This window comes from Morganella morganii (genome assembly GCF_041099235.1).
Taxonomy (GTDB): Bacteria; Pseudomonadota; Gammaproteobacteria; order Enterobacterales; family Enterobacteriaceae; genus Morganella; species Morganella morganii_E.
This window is the reverse complement of the sequence record NZ_JBFZSO010000007.1, coordinates 68,720-89,098: the sequence shown is the minus strand read 5'-3', so window position 1 is coordinate 89,098 and position 20,379 is coordinate 68,720. Positions and strand designations below refer to the sequence as shown.

Genomic DNA, 20,379 nt, shown 5'->3' with positions numbered 1-20,379 from the left:
TTATTCCGTTAAACACATAACGAGGGGTTGGATTGTAAAAATTCCCTTGCCGCAATCTCATCCCGCGCGATTTGCGCTTTCAGCTCATCGAGCGAGGCAAACCGCTGTTCATTTCGCAATTTCTTGCGCAGTACCACATCCGGATGCTGCCCGTATAAATCCATAGACACATCAATCAGATGAACTTCCAGCTGCTGGCCCTTGCCCTGTACTGTCGGGCGGGAGCCGATATTGGCCACACCCGGCAGCGGATGCGGCCCGAGGCCGTATACGTCCACAGCGTACACACCGTTTACCGGTGCGGCCAGACGTTTCAGGGGGATATTGGCTGTCGGGAAACCGATGGTGCGTCCGAGTTCGTTGCCGTGCACCACGCGCCCGCTGATGCGGTAGGGGTGCCCGAGCAGTGCTTCGGCCTGCGCCAGATCGTCGTTTTCCAGCGCGCGGCGGATGGCCGTGCTGCTGATCCGTTTGCCGTTATCACAAAAACTTTCCGTACTGCGGACCGTGAAACCATACTGTTTCCCCGCCTCACACAGCCCGTTAAAATCGCCCTGGCGATTTTTTCCGAAACGAAAATCATCCCCGACCACCAGAAACTTCACTCCCAGCTGTTCAACCAGCAGATGTGAGATAAAGGCATCCGGTGTCAGTGATGCAAATTGTTTGCTGAATTTAACACACAATAAGTAGTCCACACCGTACTGCGCAAGATATTTTACCTTATCGCGCAGCCGGGTCAGGCGTGCCGGCGCTTTATCCGGGGCAAAAAATTCCAGCGGCTGCGGTTCGAAGATCATGACGACCGACGGCAGCCCCAGGCGTTTTCCTTCCTGCGCCAGATGTGTCAGTAATGCCTGATGTCCGCGATGAACGCCATCAAAATTACCGATAGTCAGCACGCAACCATGGTGACGCGCACGAATATTGTGAGTACCGCGAATTAGCTCCATAGCCGGCTCAATACAGTCAAAATTAGTCCGATTATACCTTGTCCGCCGCGTCAGGTTAACCCACTAATGCGGCTGAATCGCGAATTCTCTGTACAAAAAGCGGGGCATCCCCCTCTGCGGAAAGTGAAAAATAATTTTTTTCGTCAGAATCTTACCATTCCGGCGACTTTTTTCCGTGTAAGGGCTGTATTCCCGCTGCGTAAACTGATAAAATCCCCGCCCATCACAACGTACATTTGCGTCGCTGTACAACGACGCATATTTGCACAAATCCATTGACAAAATAAAGCGGAGCAGGCATATTCCTCCACCTTTGTATTGTCCTCGAAGAATATATTTGGGAGTTGGACCTTGGCTAATATCAAATCAGCTAAGAAACGCGCCATTCAGTCTGAAAAACGTCGTCAGCATAACGCTAGCCGTCGTTCTATGGTGCGCACCTTTATCAAGAAGGTTTACGCTGCTATCGCTGCCGGCGACAAAGAAGCTGCTCAGAACGCATTTAATGACATGCAACCACTTGTGGATCGTCACGCTGCAAAAGGCCTGATCCATAAGAACAAGGCTGCCCGTCATAAGGCGAACCTGGCTGCTCAGATCAAAGCAATGTAATCTGATTGTGCAGACATAAAAAAACCGGCTGATGCCGGTTTTTTTATGTCTTTTTTCTGCCTCAGTCCGGTAAACCGGCATCCGCAGCCGACTGCGAACCGCTGAACAGCGCAGAGAAATCCTTGTTACACACCCGCTGAACCGCCGGATGCTGAATCATACGCTCGGCAAAAATCACATAATACTCTTCTTTGATGGTATCCACCGTTCCCAGCTCGACAACATCACTGTCCGCAAAAATGCCTTTGGTGTAGAGCGACGGTGCCACAAAAATCGCATTGTGATACATACCAAATGCTTTCATCAGTGCCGCGTCATCAAATTCACCCAGGATTTCCACTTCCAGGTTTTTATTGCGGATCCAGGTCAGCAACTGACGGCCAAGCATCGAACGGCGGCCGGGCACCAGCAGACGGCGCTCTTCCAGACATTCCGGGAACGGCTTCTGCGGCGCGGGCTGACGACAGTAGAAACTCATACTGCATTCCCCGAGCTTCACGGAGAACAGCCCTTCCTGCTGAGTGGAGTCTACCGGGCAGTCAGAGAGGATCATATCCAGTTTGTGCTGGCTGAGCTGCTCCAGCAGCATTTCGTGCGTGGATTCAAAACAGCGCAGATGGATTTGCTCATGCTCCATCACCGCCGTTTCCAGCACTTTGCTGACCAGACGTTTTGACAGTGCATCCGCAACCCCGACATCAAACAACAGATTGGATTCGCGACTGTAAGTGACAATATCCAGCATTTCCTGACTCAGCATAAACATTTTGTCCGCATAGCGGAACACCAGCTGCCCCAGCTCTGACGGCACCAGACCGCGTCCCTGACGTTTGAACAGCTTACCGTCCAGACGCTCTTCCAGCGCCTTGATCTGGCCGGTAATGGTTTGCGGGGTGAGATAGAGCGCTTCTGCCGCCCCCACCACCGAACCTTCTTTGCAGACGTGCCAGAAATAATAGAGGTGATTGTAGTTTAAATGGGAGACTCGCATAGTTTTTCCCGGTACATACCTTATCTTTTTTGATGATTAACTCGGAAATTCTGTTGTATTCACCGGCCGGGGAGGCCGGTGAATAACGGGTTACTGCCGGACTGTTTTCTTCGGTAACACGGAATGGAGCAGGAACAACCCGGTAACTGCCGCCATGGTAGAACCAATCAGAATTCCCAGCTTGGAGTAGGTGTTAAATGCTTCCGGAAGCCCGGTAAATGCCAGTCCCGCGATAAAGATAGACATTGTAAAACCGATCCCGCATAACACCGATACAGCGAATATCTGGTTAAGAGTAATCCTCTCCGGCAGTTTTGCAAAGCCCAGTTTTACCGAAATCAGACATGCGGTGAAAATCCCCAGCGGTTTACCGACAAACAGACCGAGCAGAATCCCGAGCGGCAGTGTGCCCATCAGTGCATCAAATGAAATCCCCTGAATACTGACACCGGCATTGGCAAAGGCAAACAGCGGCAGGATCAGAAATGCCACCCACGGATGCAGCACATGCTCCAGTTCCTCTGACGGTGAGTGCTCACCATCTTTACTGCGCAACGGGATCAGGAACCCGACGATCACCCCGGCCAGGGTTGCGTGCACACCGGATTTCAGAATACACACCCACAATATCAGCCCCGCAATCATATAGGCGGCGGTATTGCTGACGTTACGCAGGTTCATCACACACAGAACAACCACCATCAGCGCGGCCAGCAACAGTGCTGTCAGTGAGACGGTTTTGGTGTAAAACAGCGCGATAATGACGATAACCCCGAGGTCATCAATAATCGCCAGCGCCAGCAGAAAGACTTTCAGCTCTGTCGGTACCCGCTTGCCCAGTAAAGCCATCACGCCGAGGGCAAAGGCAATATCGGTTGCGGCCGGAATCGCCCAGCCCTGTGCAGCGGCGGCATCCCCGCCGTTAAACAGCAGATAGACCAGCGCCGGGGCTATCATTCCGCCGAGTGCGGCAATCGCCGGAAACATCGCTTTGTCGCGCCCGGCCAGAGAACCGGTCATCAGCTCTCTTTTTACTTCCAGCCCGACGACCAGGAAAAATATCGCCATCAGGGCGTCATTAATCCATAATAACAAGGGCTTATCAATTTCCAGTGCCGCAAATTTTACAGCAACAGGAATATCAAGAAACGACTGATACAACGCAGATAACGGCGTATTCGCCATTACCAGCGCGATCAGCGCGGCAATAATCAGCAGTATGCCGCCTGCGGCTTCGAGTTTTAAGAACTGTCGGATAATTGCGGTCATGGGTTAACTCCTTTAAGACTGTCGGCGTTAATAATATGCAAACAATTAACTCGAAAAAAGCAGATTATTCGGCAATAATAACTCGGAAATTTCTGATCAATAAGGGTTTTAATCACAGAATTTCCTGACAAACACTCAACAATTAACTATATATTAACATTTTGGTTTCTGTGAAGTGTATCGTATGATCCCTCATACCGGCGGATATTCTGCTGTCGTTACCACCGCTCACTGAATAAAACAGGTTATCCCATGTCCGCCACGCTGTTTATTGCTGTACTGTTTGCTGCCTTTTTCCATGCGTCCTGGAATGCGGTGATTAAATTCGGTCAGGATCGCTTTCTGGGTATCGCGGTGATGACCATTTGGTCCGGCGTGGTCTCTGTTCCCGCCCTGCTCTGGCTGGGTCTGCCGGATGCGGCAGCGGTAAAGTGGCTGCTGCTGTCTGCCCTCTTCCACATCGGTTATGCCATTTGTCTGAGCAAAGCGTATTCAAAGGGCGATCTCAGCCAGATTTACCCGGTTTCCCGGGGTTGTGCCCCGCTGCTGACTACCCTGTTTGCGGTACTTCTGTTTGGTGAGCATCTGCCGTGGCTCTCTTTAGCCGGTATTCTGCTGATTATCACCGGGGTTATCCTTCCCGCGCTGAAACACCGGGTTTCCGGACATGCCCGCAGCGGGCTGATCTATGCAGTGATCACCGCCCTTTTTACCGCCTGTTATACACTCTCCGACGGCTTCGGCGCCCGCAGCAGCACAGACTCACTGACTTATATTTTCTGGTTGTTCGCCCTGAACGGACTGGTGATGGTAGTGATGGGTTTTGCCCGTTACCGCCACCATTTCACCCGTGATTTTCTGCGTTACAGCAAGCCCGGGCTGACCGGCGGCATCCTGCAAATCTTCAGCTACGGCATTGTGATATGGGCGATGGGACAGGCACCGATTATGATTGTCGCGGCGTTACGGGAGACCAGCGTGCTGTTCGCACTGCTGCTCTCCGCGTATTTCCTGAAAGAAAAGCTGACACCCACCCGGATTCTGGCCGCCTGTATTATTGTGGCCGGGGTGATTGTGACAAAACTGGGCGGTTAGTCCGGTTTTTTATTATACAACCGCCTCAGTTGCCGGCAGCTCAACCGGGCCGCTGGTCTGAATGTTCACCGGTATTGATAGTTTCGGGTCGGCAATATTTACCGGAGTACCATACTTTACGGCGCGCAGGCTTTTCTCTGGCACAAAAAGTCCCAGATCCTGATGTTTCCCCATAATCTCTTTGGTCGTATAAACCGTGGAATCCGGCAGTGTTGCGTCATGGAACGAGACAGGAGAACGGCTACAATCCTTATTGATTTCAATATAGTACATTGTTTCTGAATTTCATCCAGAACACGGCCTTTGCAGAAACGTGAGAGAATTGGCTGGTTCTCCCGGTATCCCTTGATTTCATCTGCGATATTTTTAAACGGAGTCATATCCCATCCCGCAACAAGATGTCCGAACGCATTCTTCAAAGCCGTAAAGTTTCTGGTTCCCAGCAATTCAGCCTGCTCTTTTGTGCAGCAAAACTGTGGCTCTGACACATTTTGTATCCCTGAGATAAAACGACTGAGTCCGCCGTTTCCGAATCGCTCTGACGTATCCTTAATGAGTTCTGTAACAGATACTGCCTGACCGGTGATTTTCATATTGTTTGCCTTAATCGTAATATTGTTAAAGCAAGATAAAAAACCAGCTCTAAATGCTTGCAGAAAGCACAAAAAAAAACCGGCCGGGAACATTATCCCGGCCGGTTATGATATCACTTATCTGATAATGACTTATTTGGTCAGGTCATCGAAGAATTTTTTCACGCCATCAAAGAAGCGTTTTGCTTTCGGGGTGTTATTGTGACCGCTCTGGCCATCAACAGATTCACCGAACTCACGTAACAGTTCTTTCTGTTTTTCGCTCAGTTTCACCGGGGTTTCCACCACCACACGGCACATCAGGTCGCCCTGCATTCCGCCGCGCGCCGGTCTGACACCTTTGCCTTTCATGCGGAACAGTTTGCCGGTCTGGGTTTCCGCCGGGATTTTCAGTTTAACGCGTCCGTCCAGTGTCGGAACTTCAATCTCACCGCCCAGCGCCGCAACCGTAAAGCCAATCGGCACTTCACAGTAGAGATTGCTGCCGTCACGCTCGAAGATATTGTGCTGGCGGACGTGAACCTCGACATACAGATCGCCTGCCGGAGCCCCCATTTCGCCTGCTTCACCTTCGCCGGTCAGACGGATACGGTCACCGCTGTCCATCCCCGCAGGGATTTTGACTGACAGGGTTTTATAGCGTTCAACACGCCCGTGACCATGACATTTGCTGCACGGATCTTTGATGATTTTGCCGCGGCCGTGACAGGTCGGACACGCCTGCTGCACCGCAAAGAAGCCCTGGCGCATCTGCACCTGACCCATACCGTGACAGGTCGGACACTCCTGCGGCTCAGTACCTTCTTTCGCCCCGCTGCCGTGACATTTATCACAGGTCTCCAGGGTCGGAATACGGATCTCTTTGGTCACACCACGAACCGCTTCTTCAAGGGTCAGTTCGATGTTGTAACGCAGGTCTGCTCCGCGTGCCGCGCGTTGCTGACGGCGACCACCACCAAAAATATCACCGAAGACGTCACCAAAGATATCACCGAAGTCAGCACCGCCGAAACCGCCGCCGCCAAATCCGCCGCCACCGCCCATACCGCCCTGCTCAAATGCTGCGTGGCCGTACTGGTCATAAGCCGCACGTTTCTGTGCATCGGTGAGGATCTCGTATGCTTCTTTTACTTCTTTGAATTTATCTTCCGCGTCTTTATCGCCCTGATTACGGTCAGGGTGATATTTCATCGCAAGGCGTTTGTAGGCTTTTTTAATCTCTTTGTCATCCGCAGATTTCGAGACGCCCAACACCTCGTAGTAATCTTTTTTTGCCATCCGTTTTGTCCCTTAACACAAGCACACGGGCGCAGAGTTTCCTCAACGCCCGTGCCGGTTTTCAGTGATTAATAACAGTCATCACCGCGCCCGCTAAGGGCCTTATTTTTTGTCTTTGCTGTCGTCAACTTCTTCGAATTCAGCATCAACAACATCATCATTTTTACCTGCATCCTGCGCGGCATCAGCACCTGCTGCACCTGCCTGCGCCTGCTGCTGGGCAATTTCCATCAGTTTGGCAGAAGCGTCGATCAGCGCTTTCGTTTTCTCTTCGATAGCCGCTTTATCTTCGCCTTTGGCTGCGATTTCCAGCTCACTCACCGCCTGCTCGATTTTCACTTTATCGTCGCCCGGCAGTTTGTCGCCCGCTTCTTCGATCTGTTTACGGGTAGCGTGAACCAGCTGATCTGCCTGGTTACGAACCTGTACCAGCTCTTCGAACTTACGGTCAGCTTCGGCATTCGCTTCGGCATCACGTACCATTTTCTGGATCTCTTCCTCGTTCAGACCGGAAGAAGCCTTGATGGTGATGTTCTGCTCACGGCCGCTGTTTTTGTCTTTCGCGGACACATGCAGGATACCGTCGGCATCGATGTCAAAAGTAACTTCGATTTGCGGCATACCGCGCGGAGCAGCCTGAATACCATCCAGGTTAAACTGACCCAGTGATTTGTTGTCACCGGAACGTTTACGCTCACCCTGCAGAACATGGATAGTTACCGCAGACTGGTTGTCTTCCGCTGTGGAGAACACCTGGCTGTGTTTGGTCGGGATAGTGGTGTTCTTCGCAATCAGCGGAGTCATCACGCCGCCCATGGTTTCGATACCCAGAGACAGCGGGGTAACGTCCAGCAGCAGCACGTCTTTAACATCACCACCTAACACACCGCCCTGTACCGCAGCACCAACAGCCACAGCTTCGTCCGGGTTCACGTCTTTACGCGGCTCTTTACCGAAGAAATCAGCAACAGTTTTCTGAACCAGCGGCATACGGGTCTGACCACCGACCAGGATAACATCATTGATGTCATTCACTGACAGGCCGGCATCCTGTAATGCAACTTTGACCGGATCCATAGAGCGTTTAACCAGATCTTCAACCAGTGATTCCAGTTTCGCACGGGTCACTTTGATGTTCATGTGTTTAGGACCGGTCGCGTCCGCCGTGATATACGGCAGATTAACGTCAGTCTGCTGTGCAGAAGAAAGCTCAATTTTCGCTTTCTCGGCAGCTTCTTTCAGACGCTGCATTGCCAGCGGGTCGTTACGCAGATCGATACCCTGTTCTTTCTTAAATTCTTCAACCAGATAGTTGATCATGCGGCTGTCGAAGTCTTCACCACCTAAGTGTGTGTCGCCGTTCGTTGCCAGCACTTCATAGGTTTTTTCGCCGTCAACTTCATCGATTTCGATGATGGAGATATCGAAAGTACCACCACCGAGGTCGAAGACCGCGATAGTACGGTTACCCACTTCGCGATCCAGGCCGTAAGCCAGTGCCGCAGCAGTCGGTTCGTTGATAATACGTTTTACATCCAGACCTGCGATACGGCCGGCGTCTTTGGTTGCCTGACGCTGAGCATCGTTAAAGTAAGCAGGTACGGTGATAACCGCTTCGGTTACCGGCTCGCCGAGATAATCTTCAGCGGTTTTCTTCATTTTTTTCAGGACTTCAGCAGAAACCTGTGGTGGTGCCATTTTCTGGCCTTTTGCTTCCACCCATGCGTCGCCGTTATCAGAGCCGACAATTTTGTACGGCATGATGTTCATATCGCGGCGCACTTCTTCATCGTCAAAACGACGACCAATCAGACGTTTGATTGCAAACAGTGTGTTCTGCGGATTGGTAACAGCCTGACGTTTTGCCGGCTGACCGACCAGGATTTCACCATCCTGTGTATACGCAATAATTGACGGCGTTGTGCGGTCGCCTTCTGCGTTCTCCAGGACACGTGCCTGATTACCATCCATTACAGCAACACAAGAGTTGGTTGTACCTAAGTCGATACCAATAATTTTACCCATCTAAAGGCCTCCGAATAATTCTGTTCGTCTTACGCTACCGATGTATATGAGGTTCAATTTTCACTTTTCAAGAAAAAATTTTTCACTCACCCGTTACCCGGAACATTTCCGGCGGTACCGGACATCCGCAGCGTTAAAGGGGATTCAACTGAGTTTCAGTTTCCGATGACAAGTAGATGGGGCCATAAATACATTCATCAAGGGGAAAATGAAAAAAAAACAGATTATTTAAAAGAAAATGATGAAACACTGAAAAATGCCGCGCTGACAGTCACATCAGCACGGCATTCACACAGCACGGACAGCGGGGTTTATCAGGAGCTGAACACCATCATCCGCTGACGCACCGCCGCTTTCCCCATATACAGCCCCAGCAGCAGGCCGATCAGTGAAAGCCCCAGCATGTAATACGCCGGTGCCAGCGGGGTCCATTTCAGGAACAGCGTGACCACCACCGGCGTCAGTCCGCCGAAAATGGCATAAGAAAGGTTGTAGGAGAACGAAATACCGCTGAAGCGGATCTCAGCCGGATAGCTGTTCACCATCACAAACGGCACCGCACCTACCACACCGACACTGAATCCGGCCAGCCCGTAGGTCAGCGACAGCGGCGTACCCGGTTCACCGGCGGTCAGATAAAAATAGCCGGTGCAGACCGCCAGCAGCAGACTGCCGAAGGTAAAGACCACAGAGGCACCCAGTTTGTCACACAGATAACCCGCCACCAGACACCCGGCGCACAGCGCCAGAATCGCGGTCATATTAGCAACAGACACCACCGCTTTTGCCAGGCCGAACTCCGTCTGTAAATACGCCGGTGTCAGCAGGATCACCACCACGACCCCGGCGGAGAGCAGCCAGGTCAGCAACATGGAGATCACAATCGCTTCTTTGTGATTCACCACCACGGTTTTCAGCGGCAGCTCTTTCGCCAGTGCTTTTTGCTGCTTCATCTCCTGAAAAATAGGGGTTTCCGCCAGCCAGCGGCGCAGATAAAGCGCCACAAACCCGAAAATCCCCCCGAGGAAGAACGGTACACGCCAGCCCCAGGCAAGTTGCTGCGCCTCAGTAAAGAGTGTCGCCATCATCATGGCCACCAGCGAGCCGAGCAGGATACCGACCGTCAGCCCCGCCGTCAGTGTGCCGCAGGCGATGCCGACACGATGCTTCGGCACATGCTCGGAGACAAAGACCCAGGCGCCCGGCACTTCTCCGCCGATCGCAGCCCCCTGCATCACCCGCATTAATAAAAGCAGTAACGGCGCGGCAATACCAATAGATTCATAGGTCGGCAGCAGGCCGATACAGAGTGTCGGCACCGCCATCAGCAGAATGCTGAGGGAGAACATTTTCTTGCGCCCGACCAGATCCCCGAAGTGTGCCATCACAATACCGCCCAGCGGGCGTACCAGATAACCGGCAGCAAAGATCCCGAAGGTTTGCATCTGCACCAGCCACGCAGGGATATCCGGCGGGAAGAACAGCTTACCGATAGTGACGGCAAAAAAGATGAAAATAATAAAGTCGTAGAATTCGAGTGCGCCGCCCAGGGCCGCGAGAGAGAGTGTTTTATAATCCTGCCGGTTGAGTGTCCGGGGAATGGTCTGTGCCATGGGTTCACCTTTCCTGTCTTTACATTGCTGTTATCTTTACTTTACATAAGTGGATAACCGCATCATAGGACAAGAAAGGTGTCCGGGGGAATGTTTTTTATTTTATGCTGAAAACGCAGTGCTACTGCGGCTTTATTGCTGATTTCGGACGAAACGCCGCGACAATTTCAGGGTCAGTTTCAATGTAAGGCCCGTCGAGCAACTGTATACAATACGGTACACTTGCAAAAATACCGGAAACCATCACGTTGCCGTTTTCATCTTTCAGCCCTTCCAGGGTCTCAGCGATAGCCTTCGGCTGACCCGGCAGATTGAGGATCAGTGACTGATTGCGGATCACGCCCACCTGGCGGGATAAGATTGCCGTCGGCACAAATTTCAGGCTGATCTGGCGCATCTGTTCGCCGAAGCCCGGCATTTCGCGATCCGCCACCGCCAGTGTTGCGTCCGGAGTCACATCACGCCGCGCCGGGCCGGTTCCGCCGGTTGTCAGCACCAGATGGCAGCCGAATTCATCCACCAGCTCACACAGCGTCTGGCTGATCATCGCTTCTTCATCCGGGATCAGGCGGGTTTCTGTCTGAAAAGGCGTGGTGATGGTTTTTTCCAGCCATGCCTGTAAGGCCGGAATGCCTTTATCTTCATAAATACCACCGGATGCGCGGTCAGAAACCGAGACAAGACCGATGCGCAACACATTGTTCATAGTCACCTCAACGTCATTTTGACTCCGGGGCACAGCATAGCATTGCCGCCGGAAACAAAAAAGGCAGCCTGCCGGCTGCCCCCTGTATCTGACTGTATTATAACGATTACAGCAGATCGGCGATCATTTTTTCCAGTTTGCCCTGGTCTACCGCAAACTTACGGATACCATCCGCCAGTTTCTCGGTCGCCATTGCATCACTGTGGTGGCCCCAGTAGAACTCAGCTTCTGTCAGCGGTGCAGGACGCGCTTTCACTTCGCCTTTGTATTCCAGTTTGCGTTCAACCGCACCAGTCGCTTCTGACAGCTCTTTCAGCAGTGCAGGGGCGATGGTCAGGCGGTCACAACCGGCCAGTTCCAGAATTTCACCTGAGTTACGGAAGCTTGCGCCCATAACCACGGTTTTGTAGCCGTGCTCTTTGTAGTAGTTGTAGATTTCAGTCACTGAAATCACGCCCGGATCTTCTGCCGGTGCGAACTCTTTCTTGTCACTGTTTGCTTTGTACCAGTCGAGGATACGGCCAACGAACGGAGAAATCAGATACACACCTGCTTCCGCACAGGCACGCGCCTGAGCAAAGGAGAACAGCAGTGTCAGGTTACAGTTGATGCCTTCTTTTTCCAGCTGTTTCGCAGCACGGATACCCTGCCAGGTGGAGGCCAGTTTGATCAGGATACGATCGTTGCTGATGCCGGCATCATTATACAGTTTGATGAGACGTTTTGCTTTCGCGATACTTGCCTGCGTGTCATAGGAGAGACGGGCATCCACTTCTGTGGAGATGCGACCAGGGATCAGTTTCAGGATCTCCAGACCGATATTCACCGCCAGTTTGTCACCGGCATCGATAATCTGCTGTTCACGTGAATCGCTCTGTGCACGCGCCCAGGTCACCGCATCATCAATTAACTTACGGTACTCCGGAATCTGCGCCGCATTGAGGATCAGAGAAGGGTTGGTGGTGGCATCCTGTGGTTTGTACAGTTTCATCGCTTCGATGTCACCGGTATCGGCCACGACCGTGGTCAGATTACGCAGGGAAGTTAATTTATCGGTCATTTTCGTCTCTCATCTTATGTCAGAAGATATCCGGAATAATTCGGGATGCCTGCCGGTGAACTTTGCGTAGTCAACACCCGGGAACCCTGAAGTATAACGAGTACAGATGGCAATATGCCGCAACTGCACCTGATAATATCACGGACAGCCCGCCGCGCAAGCAGGGAAAATCCGGTGCCGCACCGGTGATCCGCCGTTATTCCGCGGTAATCCGGAGTGTCTCCTGTTTTGTGCATATCACCAATTACAGTGATTTGCCCGCTCTGTGCTTTTTTTTGGTAGAGTACCCTTAATAATGACAATATCAGACCGGAGCCGACCATGCTGCTGACTATTTCCCCTGCCAAAACCCTCGACTATGACAGCCCGTTAGCCACTGAACGCCATACTCAGCCTGAGCTGCTGACGCAGTCAGAAGCCCTGATGGAAACCTGCCGCAAACTGACTCCGGCGGATATCGGCTCGCTGATGCATATCAGTGACAAACTGGCGGGTCTGAATGCCGCCCGTTTCGGGGAGTGGCAGCCGGATTTCACGCCGGACAACGCCCGCCAGGCGATTCTGGCATTTAAAGGGGATGTGTATACCGGGATGCAGGCGGAAACCTTCAGTGAAGCTGATTTTGATTTCGCCCAGCAGCATCTGCGTATGCTCTCCGGCCTCTACGGTGTGCTGCGCCCGCTGGATCTGATGCAGCCATACCGTCTGGAAATGGGGACGAAACTCGCCAATCCGCGCGGCAAAGATCTGTATGCGTTTTGGGGGGATATTATTACGGAAAATCTGAATCAGGCACTGGCCGCACAGGGTGATAATGTGCTGGTCAATCTGGCCTCTGATGAATACTTTAAAGCGGTGAAGCCGGAGAAACTGAATGCGGTGATTATCAAACCGGTTTTCCTCGATGAGAAAAACGGCAAGTACAAGGTGATCAGCTTCTATGCGAAGAAAGCACGCGGCCTGATGAGCCGGTTTATTATTCAGAACCGCCTGACACAACCATCTCAGCTGACGGAATTTAACCTCGACGGTTACCGTTTTGACGAAAGTCAGTCCGGTGAACGGGAACTGGTGTTTACACGACCGGAAGGTACCGGTTCTGATAACGGGTAAAACAAAAAGCCGCTGTAAATACCTCCCTGTACGCTCAGCTGCGCCATCCGTGGCGCAGTATGCTTTTTGTTCTCTTACCCGTTATCATCACGCTATCGCTGATTGATAAGAAGTTACGGCTTCACTGTCTTCAGCAGATAGTTCCGCAGCGCCGCAAAATCCGCCGGTAATACCGCAGACAGCAGCGGCAAATCAGCCCGCTCCGCCAGTTCAGCCGGTAACGGCAGTTTACTGCCCAGAATCGCGTCCACACTCTCCAGGAATTTTGCCGGATGCGCCGTGCCGAGGAAAATACCGTACTCGCCCGGCTGCAAATCACTGCGCAGCAGACGATACGCAATCGCGGCATGCGGCTCGGAAATATACCCTTTCGCGGCGAGGTCGCGCATGGTTTCGCGGGTTTCGTCATCACTTACCGCACCGGAACGCAGATCCTTCAGTGACCAGCCTTCGCGCGCAAACAGCGCCTCAATACGCGGCCAGTTGTTCGGCTGGCTGACATCCATAGCATTGGATAACGTTGCCACCGTCGCCACCGGTTTCCACTGTCCGTCCGCCAGATAGCGCGGCACCGTGTCGTTGGCATTGGTCGCGGCAATAAAGCGTTTCACCGGCAGCCCCATCGCTTTCGCCAGCACCCCGGCGGTCAGGTCACCGAAGTTACCGCTCGGCACCGAAAACACCAGTTCACCACGTTTTTCTGCCGGAACCTGTGCCACAGCTTCAAAGTAATAACAGATTTGTGCCAGCAGACGGCTGATATTAATGGAGTTTGCCGAGTTCAGATACAGCGTCTGTTTCAGTTCCTCATCATCAAATGCCTGTTTCACCAGTGCCTGACAGGCATCGAAATCATCCTGCACCGCCACGGTGTGAATATTGCCGCCGAGGGTACAGAACAATTTTTCCTGTAACGGACTGATTTTTCCCTGCGGATAGAGGATCACTACCTGCACATTTTTCAGGCCGTAAAAGGCGTGTGCTACTGCCGCACCGGTATCCCCGGAAGTGGCGGTCAGAATGGTGACCGGTTTGTCACCGGCAACGGCAGCCAGCGCCTGGGCCATAAAACGCCCGCCGAAATCTTTGAATGCCAGAGTCGGGCCGTGAAACAGTTCCAGACAGGCGACATCCGGCTCCACCGGATTGAGCGGTGCCGGGAAGGCAAAGGCGGCACGGACACGCGCTGCCAGCTCAGCTTCCGGAATTTCATCACCAATCAGGGCATGCAGAATGGCCGTGCTGCGGCTGACAAAATCCATCTCCAGCAGCTTATCCATTTCCGCTGCCGCAAAAAACGGGATCTCACGCGGGAAGAACAACCCCTGTCCGCGTCCCAGCCCCTGTTTTACCGCCTGTGCAAAACTGACTTTTTCACTCTCATCTTTTAAATTGTACAGTTCCATTTTTTACCTTTATGCACTTATCTGACGTGCGCCTTTGAGATCGAGACGGCACAGATGGACAAACCCTTCGCTGTTCTGCAAATACTGTGTGTTAAAGACATCCGCCACCTGATCTGCCGCTGATTTGCTGTCACAGACCGCAAACAGGGTCGGCCCCGAGCCGGAGATGCCGCATGCCTTCGCACCGCGTGCAAGCACCTGCTCACGAACCGCATCAAAATTCGGTAATAATTCACGGCGGTACGGCTCTGCCACCACATCACGGATCATCGCCGCCGCCAGGTCGGCCTGTCCGGTGTGACAGGCGTGGATGAATCCGGCCAGGTTGCGCCCGTGGCTGACAATATCCGCCCGTGAATAGGTGGCCGGTAAAATCGCCCGTGCCTGCGCCGTGGAGACTTTGATGCCGGGATACGCCATCACCCAGTACCAGTGTTCAAACCCCGGCACTGCCTGGCTGACGCTGTCGCCGGTTTCAATATTGAGCTGTAATCCGCCCAGGAAACAAGGTGCGACATTGTCATAATGCACACTGCCGGAGATGCGCCCTTCCATCTCGCCCATCAGGCGCAGCAGCGTCATTTCATCCAGCGGTCTGCCGGTGTATTCATTCAGTGCCACCAGCGCGGCCACCACCGAGCAGGCGCTGGAACCCAGCCCCGATCCCACCGGCATGTTTTTTTCCAGCACCATGGCGACCGGCAGATCATCATGAATGATCTCACTGAACCGTTCACGGCACTGATACACAATATTGTGCTTCGGATTCACCGGCAGTTTCCCGGCAAAACGCCCGCGGTTTCTGAGTGAAAACGTCTCTGCCTTCGCGATGGACACACAGTCGCCGAGCAGTGATCCGCTGACCGGAGACACTGCCGCACCCAGCACATCAAACCCCACACTCACATTCCCGATTGACGCCGGTGCATAAATTCTTATCACGTTTTACACTCCCAGTTTCCATGACATAGTCCGCAGCACGTCAGCAAACACCCCGGCTGCTGTCACATCATTCCCCGCGCCGTAACCGCGCAGTACCAGCGGGATCGGCTGATAGTAGCGGGTATAAAACGCCAGGGCGTTCTCGCCGTTTTTCACTTTATACAGCGGATCGTTACCGTCTGCCTCAGTGATTTTCACCTGACAGCGGCCATGATCAATGACACCAACATAACGTAAAACACGACCGGCTTCTGCGGCTTTCGCCACACGCGCGGCAAAGGCCGCATCCAGTGACGGCAGATTCGCCATAAAGGTATTCACATCGCCGGAAGCATCAAAATCCGGCGGCAGCACTGAATCCACCTCAATATCCGCTAATTCAAGGGATAGCCCCGCTTCACGGGCCAGGATCAGCAGCTTACGCGCCACATCCATCCCGGAGAGATCATCACGCGGATCCGGCTCGGTAAAGCCTTTGGCTTTCGCTGCCGCCGTTGCCTCAGACAGTGACATTCCTTCATCCAGCATACCGAAAATAAAGGAGAGCGAACCGGACAGAATGCCGCTGAACTGCACCAGTTCATCCCCCGCATTGAGCAGGTTTTGCAGGTTTTCGATCACCGGCAGCCCGGCACCGACGTTGGTGTCATAACGGAACTGACGTTTTGATGCCGCCACCGCACTGCGCAATTCATGGTAGTAATCCATGGACAGTGTGTTGGCTTTTTTATTCGGCGTTACCACGTTGAAACCGTCTTTCAGAAAATCCGCATATTGCAGAGCGATTTCCTCATTCGATGTACAGTCCACAATCACCGGGTTGAGGAAGTGATACTCCTTTTCCAGCCGGATCAGACGGCTGAGGCTGAACGGTTCCTTAGCCTGCGCCAGCGACTGACGCCAGTCCTGTAAATCAATACCGCGCATATTGGTCAGCATGGCTTTTGAATTCGCGATACCGCACACACGCAGGTCGATACTCCGGGCTTTCAGCCACGCCTGCTGGCGGCGGATCTGCTCCAGCAGCGCACTGCCGACTCCGCCGGCACCCACCACAAACACCTCCACGATACGGTCAGTGTTAAACAGCATCTGGTGACACAGGCGCACACCAGCCGCCGCGAGATCATTATCCACCACCGCAGAAATGGAACGCTCGGATGAGCCCTGCGCGATCGCAATGATATTGATGTTGGCACGGGTCAGTGCCGAGAAGAACCGTGCGGAAATGCCTTTGAGTGTCCGCATACCATCCCCGACCACGGAGACAATCGCCAGGTTATCCAGTACATCCAGCGGGTCGAGCACGCCCTCTTTCAGCTCCAGATAGAACTCCTCTTCCAGCGCCTGCTGAGTGCGGGCTTTATCTTTCTGCGCCACACAGAAACTGATGCTGTATTCGGAAGAAGACTGAGTAATCAGCACGATAGAAATATTGCGGCGGGACATCACCGTAAACACCCGCGCCGCCATCCCGACCATCCCTTTCATGCCCGGCCCGGAGACATTAAACATCGCCATATTATTCAGGTTGGTGATCCCCTTCACCGGCAGGCTGTCATCCCGCTGACCGTCGCCGATCAGCGTGCCCGGCGCGTCCGGATTGAGGGTATTTTTAATCAGGCACGGGATCCGGAACCGGGCAATCGGCGCGATAGTGCGCGGATGCAGGACTTTTGCCCCGAAATAGGAGAGCTCCATCGCCTCCTGATACGACATGCCTTTCAGCAGACGGGCATCCGGGACAAAACGCGGGTCACAGGTATACACGCCGTCCACATCAGTCCAGATTTCACAACAGGAGGCACGCAGACACGCCGCCAGTACTGCCGCGGAATAATCAGAGCCGTTACGCCCCAGCACCACCAGCTCGCCGTTTTCATTACCGGCTGTGAATCCCGCCATCAGAATGATGTGGTCAGACGGGATATTCAGCGCCGCAATGCGTTTTGTTGATTCATTAATATCAACAGTGGATTCCAGATAACCACCGACCGCCAGAAGATTGGCCACCGGGTCAATCACCGTCACTTTATGGCCGCGGGCTTTCAGCAGTGATGCCATCACTGCAATAGAAAAACGCTCGCCGCAGCTGATCATATTAGCGTTGATACCATCCGGACACTGTCCCAGCAGTGACACACCATGCAGCACCCGGCGGATCCGGCTGATTTCCTGCTCTGTTTCATGCTTCAGCCGGTCATATTCAAAGCCCGGCACCGCATCGCGCAGCTCGTCCAGAATCGCCCCGAGAATCGCGGCGGCATCGTGTACCAGGGTGTTTGCTTCCTGCCCGCTGACGGTCTGCTCCACCATCGCCACTAAGTAATTAGTGATTTTCGCCGGTGCGGAAAGCACCATGGCGAGCTGTCCCTGCGCGAGTTTTTTCTCCGCGATTCCTGCGATGTTCAGTATACGATCCGCGTTTGCCACGGATGTGCCGCCAAATTTAAGTACACGCATGTGTCATCTGCTCCTGCCGTTTTTAGTCCAAAAAAAAAGCCCGCACAGTCATTGTGCGGGCTTTTTTCGTGATTTCAGATATGCGTCAGCCCGCACCGCCGGTGGTAATGGTGGTGGTGGTGGTAATAATAATCATGGTCAGGCTGTGATTACGCATGAGGTTCCTGTCTGTCATTTGTCTGGTTAACCCTATTACGGTTAAAGGAAAGGCAGGTTGATGTCAAATTATTCTTCAGATTTGCCCGCAGAATCAGACAATTTGAATCTGATCACATATCAGTATAAAAAGAAATTACGGCAAATTAACGCGGTTATCATCTCATCAACCGGTATTTAATTTTACAGAACCAGGAGTTTCTGTATTTTTTCACTTTTATCATACAGGTTGCGTTTTTCGCTGTTTACCCGGCAGAAAAATGTACAATAATCAGACAAGTCAGATATAATGCTTAACATTGTATTTCTATTTATTTGACAATCATTAAAACCGGCAATTAACAATTGAAAATTGTGTTAACGTGCTACAATTGATTTTGATATGTATCAACAAAGGTTAGATTTCCGGATGGTAAATGATTGGGTTGCTGTTATATTGGTGTTAATAGACTAATATTGGTACGAATCGTTTCAATTCCTTACGTTCTGAGTTGAGTGATTGTTAAAATGCGGTCTGAACAAGATTTTTTTCTGTCTGTGGTGATGTGCCGGACATAACCACAACGATACCGGCACAGGTTACACGGGCAGATAATCAGATTTCTTATTATTCTAAGTAATTTAGGTAGCGACTATGCAAACCCCGCATATTTTAATTGTTGAAGATGAGATCGTCACCCGTAACACCCTGAAAAGTATTTTCGAAGCAGAGGGTTACGTGGTACATGAAGCCACTGATGGTGCAGAGATGCACAATGTGCTGTCAGACCATGATATCAATTTGGTTATCATGGACATCAACCTCCCGGGAAAAAATGGTCTGTTGCTGGCGCGTGAGCTCCGCGAACAGGCAAACGTGGCACTGATGTTCTTAACCGGCCGTGATAATGAAGTGGATAAAATCCTCGGTCTGGAAATCGGTGCTGATGACTACATCACCAAGCCGTTTAACCCGCGTGAACTGACTATCCGCGCACGCAACTTACTGTCACGGACCATGAATCTGGCCGGTGGCAGCGAAGAGCGCCGCAGTGTGGAAAGTTACAAGTTCAACGGCTGGGAACTGGATATCAACAGCCGCTCATTAATCGGACCAACCGGCGAGCAGTACAAGCTGCCGCGCAGTGAGTTCCGTGCAATGCTGCACTTCTGTGAGAATCCGGGCAAGATTCAGACCCGTGCTGAACTGCTGAAGAAAATGACCGGCCGTGAACTGAAACCGCATGACCGTACAGTGGATGTCACCATCCGCCGTATCCGTAAGCATTTCGAGTCCACACCGGATACGCCGGAAATCATCGCCACCATTCACGGCGAAGGTTACCGGTTCTGCGGCGATCTCGAAGAGTAATCTTCCGCTGCGGTAACATATATACGAAATCCCCGGTGATGCCGAGTACCACCGGGGATTTGTTGTTGCTGTTATCCGGTTATTTGTTCCATGGAATGATCGGCACCGCACTCAGCGCATTCTTCGGCGAGCCGTCGACCACTTTGTCTGAATAAGTCAGATAAATCAGCGCGTGACGTTTCTCATCATAGAAACGAACCACCTGTAACTTTTTGAATACCATGGATGTCCGCTTCTGGAATACCACCTGACCTTTATCTTTGCGGCCTTTTTTCACTTTATCACTGACCGTAACCGGCCCGACCTGCTGGCAGGAAATCGCGGCATCGGAGGTATCTTCCGCCAGACCCAGCCCACCTTTTATCCCGCCGGTTTTTGCCCGGCTCAGGTAGCAGGTAATATTTTCCACATCCGGATCGTCAAAGGCTTCCACCACAATCTTGTGATCCGGCCCCAGAATTTTGAATACGGTATCCACAGAGCCGATTTCTTCAGCATGGCTCAAAAAGGATAACGAACTCAGTGAAATAGCTGTGATAATTCCCAGTATAGACCGGTGAGTCTGATTCATAATATTAATAGCCCAAGAAAACCATTTGAAAATTGTATGATTTTAAAGATAATCCATCTTACCAGTTTATGACAGTCGCCCTGTTCTTAAAACATTTTTCCGGCCAAAAGTAATAATTGGTAAATGATTATCTCGTTGATAATCACTCAGGTTAGAATATAAATTCGTTATATCTCTTTCAG

General features: G+C 52.2%; 18 protein-coding genes and 1 other annotated feature. Of the genes, 4 read left to right on the top strand and 14 right to left on the bottom strand.

Going from position 1 to position 20,379, the window contains the following annotated elements:
- Positions 1-8: 8 nt before the first annotated feature.
- The gene (gene ribF / locus AB7038_RS12865; protein WP_368889780.1) at positions 9-953 is read right to left on the bottom strand and encodes a bifunctional riboflavin kinase/FAD synthetase; all 945 of its coding nucleotides are present in this window, start codon (positions 951-953) and stop codon (positions 9-11) included.
- Between the two features lie 351 nt (positions 954-1,304).
- On the opposite strand from ribF, the gene rpsT reads away from it, so the two are divergent.
- Positions 1,305-1,565: a 30S ribosomal protein S20 gene (gene rpsT, locus AB7038_RS12860; protein WP_015422441.1), complete on the top strand. Its 261-nt coding sequence runs from the start codon at positions 1,305-1,307 to the stop codon at positions 1,563-1,565.
- Positions 1,566-1,626: 61 nt separating this feature from the next.
- Here rpsT and nhaR read toward each other — a convergent pair whose 3' ends face one another.
- Together nhaR and nhaA are read right to left on the bottom strand one after the other, a co-directional pair.
- Entirely contained in the window at positions 1,627-2,556 is a 930-nt protein-coding gene (gene nhaR, locus AB7038_RS12855) for a transcriptional activator NhaR (protein WP_004237129.1), read from the bottom strand.
- Between the two features lie 90 nt (positions 2,557-2,646).
- Positions 2,647-3,825 carry a Na+/H+ antiporter NhaA gene (gene nhaA, locus AB7038_RS12850; RefSeq protein WP_368889781.1) on the bottom strand — a complete coding sequence of 393 codons (1,179 nt, stop codon included), beginning with the start codon at positions 3,823-3,825 and terminating at the stop codon, positions 2,647-2,649.
- Positions 3,826-4,077: 252 nt separating this feature from the next.
- Between nhaA and AB7038_RS12845 the strand changes: the two genes are divergently transcribed.
- A complete protein-coding gene (locus AB7038_RS12845; RefSeq protein WP_072872038.1) occupies positions 4,078-4,920 on the top strand; it encodes a DMT family transporter in 843 nt (280 codons plus the stop codon).
- 12 nt (positions 4,921-4,932) lie between these two features.
- Here AB7038_RS12845 and AB7038_RS12840 read toward each other — a convergent pair whose 3' ends face one another.
- The 6 genes from AB7038_RS12840 to tal all read right to left on the bottom strand — a co-directional run bounded on the left by AB7038_RS12840 (position 4,933) and on the right by tal (position 12,195).
- Positions 4,933-5,193, bottom strand: a complete 261-nt coding sequence (locus tag AB7038_RS12840) for a hypothetical protein (RefSeq protein WP_369453439.1) — start codon at positions 5,191-5,193, stop codon at positions 4,933-4,935.
- Between the two features lie 452 nt (positions 5,194-5,645).
- Positions 5,646-6,791, bottom strand: coding sequence for a molecular chaperone DnaJ (gene dnaJ, locus AB7038_RS12835; protein ID WP_004237124.1), 1,146 nt, complete (start codon positions 6,789-6,791; stop codon positions 5,646-5,648).
- Positions 6,792-6,893: 102 nt separating this feature from the next.
- Positions 6,894-8,816, bottom strand: a complete 1,923-nt coding sequence (dnaK, locus tag AB7038_RS12830) for a molecular chaperone DnaK (RefSeq protein ID WP_072872035.1) — start codon at positions 8,814-8,816, stop codon at positions 6,894-6,896.
- Between the two features lie 314 nt (positions 8,817-9,130).
- Complete coding sequence (locus tag AB7038_RS12825) at positions 9,131-10,429, bottom strand: MFS transporter (protein ID WP_036409266.1); 1,299 nt, start codon at positions 10,427-10,429, stop codon at positions 9,131-9,133.
- Positions 10,430-10,550: 121 nt separating this feature from the next.
- Positions 10,551-11,135 carry a molybdopterin adenylyltransferase gene (gene mog, locus AB7038_RS12820; RefSeq protein WP_025153833.1) on the bottom strand — a complete coding sequence of 195 codons (585 nt, stop codon included), beginning with the start codon at positions 11,133-11,135 and terminating at the stop codon, positions 10,551-10,553.
- Between the two features lie 106 nt (positions 11,136-11,241).
- Positions 11,242-12,195 (bottom strand): transaldolase, encoded by a 954-nt coding sequence (gene tal, locus AB7038_RS12815; protein ID WP_369453438.1) that lies wholly within the window; start codon positions 12,193-12,195, stop codon positions 11,242-11,244.
- Between the two features lie 321 nt (positions 12,196-12,516).
- On the opposite strand from tal, the gene yaaA reads away from it, so the two are divergent.
- Positions 12,517-13,308 (top strand): peroxide stress protein YaaA, encoded by a 792-nt coding sequence (gene yaaA / locus AB7038_RS12810; protein WP_072872032.1) that lies wholly within the window; start codon positions 12,517-12,519, stop codon positions 13,306-13,308.
- Between the two features lie 113 nt (positions 13,309-13,421).
- On the opposite strand, the gene thrC is transcribed toward yaaA, so the two are convergent.
- The 4 genes from thrC to thrL form a co-directional block, all read right to left on the bottom strand.
- Positions 13,422-14,714 carry a threonine synthase gene (gene thrC / locus AB7038_RS12805; RefSeq protein WP_369453437.1) on the bottom strand — a complete coding sequence of 431 codons (1,293 nt, stop codon included), beginning with the start codon at positions 14,712-14,714 and terminating at the stop codon, positions 13,422-13,424.
- A gap of 9 nt (positions 14,715-14,723) precedes the next feature.
- Entirely contained in the window at positions 14,724-15,656 is a 933-nt protein-coding gene (thrB, locus tag AB7038_RS12800; RefSeq protein WP_368889784.1) for a homoserine kinase, read from the bottom strand.
- 3 nt (positions 15,657-15,659) lie between these two features.
- Positions 15,660-18,119, bottom strand: a complete 2,460-nt coding sequence (gene thrA, locus AB7038_RS12795; RefSeq protein WP_369453436.1) for a bifunctional aspartate kinase/homoserine dehydrogenase I — start codon at positions 18,117-18,119, stop codon at positions 15,660-15,662.
- A 29-nt stretch (positions 18,120-18,148) separates the two neighbouring features.
- Positions 18,149-18,263 (bottom strand) — a sequence feature (Thr leader region).
- On the bottom strand, positions 18,205-18,294 hold the full coding sequence (gene thrL / locus AB7038_RS12790) for a thr operon leader peptide (RefSeq protein ID WP_369453435.1): 90 nt from the start codon (positions 18,292-18,294) through the stop codon (positions 18,205-18,207). Its footprint overlaps the feature before it by 59 nt.
- Positions 18,295-18,909: 615 nt before the next feature.
- Here thrL and arcA point away from each other — a divergent pair.
- Entirely contained in the window at positions 18,910-19,626 is a 717-nt protein-coding gene (arcA, locus tag AB7038_RS12785) for a two-component system response regulator ArcA (protein WP_004237112.1), read from the top strand.
- Between the two features lie 79 nt (positions 19,627-19,705).
- Here the strand turns inward: arcA and creA are convergent, their stop codons facing one another.
- Positions 19,706-20,197 carry a protein CreA gene (gene creA, locus AB7038_RS12780; protein WP_139294275.1) on the bottom strand — a complete coding sequence of 164 codons (492 nt, stop codon included), beginning with the start codon at positions 20,195-20,197 and terminating at the stop codon, positions 19,706-19,708.
- Between the last annotated feature and the right edge of the window lie 182 nt (positions 20,198-20,379).

Excerpts from the sequence above, each read along its gene's own strand:
- ribF (WP_368889780.1), bottom strand. The coding sequence starts at position 953 with ATGGAGCTAATTCGCGGTACTCACAATATTCGTGCGCGTCACCATGGT.
- nhaR (WP_004237129.1), bottom strand. The coding sequence starts at position 2,556 with ATGCGAGTCTCCCATTTAAACTACAATCACCTCTATTATTTCTGGCAC.
- nhaA (WP_368889781.1), bottom strand. The coding sequence starts at position 3,825 with ATGACCGCAATTATCCGACAGTTCTTAAAACTCGAAGCCGCAGGCGGC.
- AB7038_RS12845 (WP_072872038.1), top strand. The coding sequence starts at position 4,078 with ATGTCCGCCACGCTGTTTATTGCTGTACTGTTTGCTGCCTTTTTCCAT.
- AB7038_RS12840 (WP_369453439.1), bottom strand. The coding sequence starts at position 5,193 with ATGTACTATATTGAAATCAATAAGGATTGTAGCCGTTCTCCTGTCTCG.
- dnaJ (WP_004237124.1), bottom strand. The coding sequence starts at position 6,791 with ATGGCAAAAAAAGATTACTACGAGGTGTTGGGCGTCTCGAAATCTGCG.
- dnaK (WP_072872035.1), bottom strand. The coding sequence starts at position 8,816 with ATGGGTAAAATTATTGGTATCGACTTAGGTACAACCAACTCTTGTGTT.
- AB7038_RS12825 (WP_036409266.1), bottom strand. The coding sequence starts at position 10,429 with ATGGCACAGACCATTCCCCGGACACTCAACCGGCAGGATTATAAAACA.
- mog (WP_025153833.1), bottom strand. The coding sequence starts at position 11,135 with ATGAACAATGTGTTGCGCATCGGTCTTGTCTCGGTTTCTGACCGCGCA.
- tal (WP_369453438.1), bottom strand. The coding sequence starts at position 12,195 with ATGACCGATAAATTAACTTCCCTGCGTAATCTGACCACGGTCGTGGCC.
- yaaA (WP_072872032.1), top strand. The coding sequence starts at position 12,517 with ATGCTGCTGACTATTTCCCCTGCCAAAACCCTCGACTATGACAGCCCG.
- thrC (WP_369453437.1), bottom strand. The coding sequence starts at position 14,714 with ATGGAACTGTACAATTTAAAAGATGAGAGTGAAAAAGTCAGTTTTGCA.
- thrA (WP_369453436.1), bottom strand. The coding sequence starts at position 18,119 with ATGCGTGTACTTAAATTTGGCGGCACATCCGTGGCAAACGCGGATCGT.
- thrL (WP_369453435.1), bottom strand. The coding sequence starts at position 18,294 with ATGACAGACAGGAACCTCATGCGTAATCACAGCCTGACCATGATTATT.
- arcA (WP_004237112.1), top strand. The coding sequence starts at position 18,910 with ATGCAAACCCCGCATATTTTAATTGTTGAAGATGAGATCGTCACCCGT.
- creA (WP_139294275.1), bottom strand. The coding sequence starts at position 20,197 with ATGAATCAGACTCACCGGTCTATACTGGGAATTATCACAGCTATTTCA.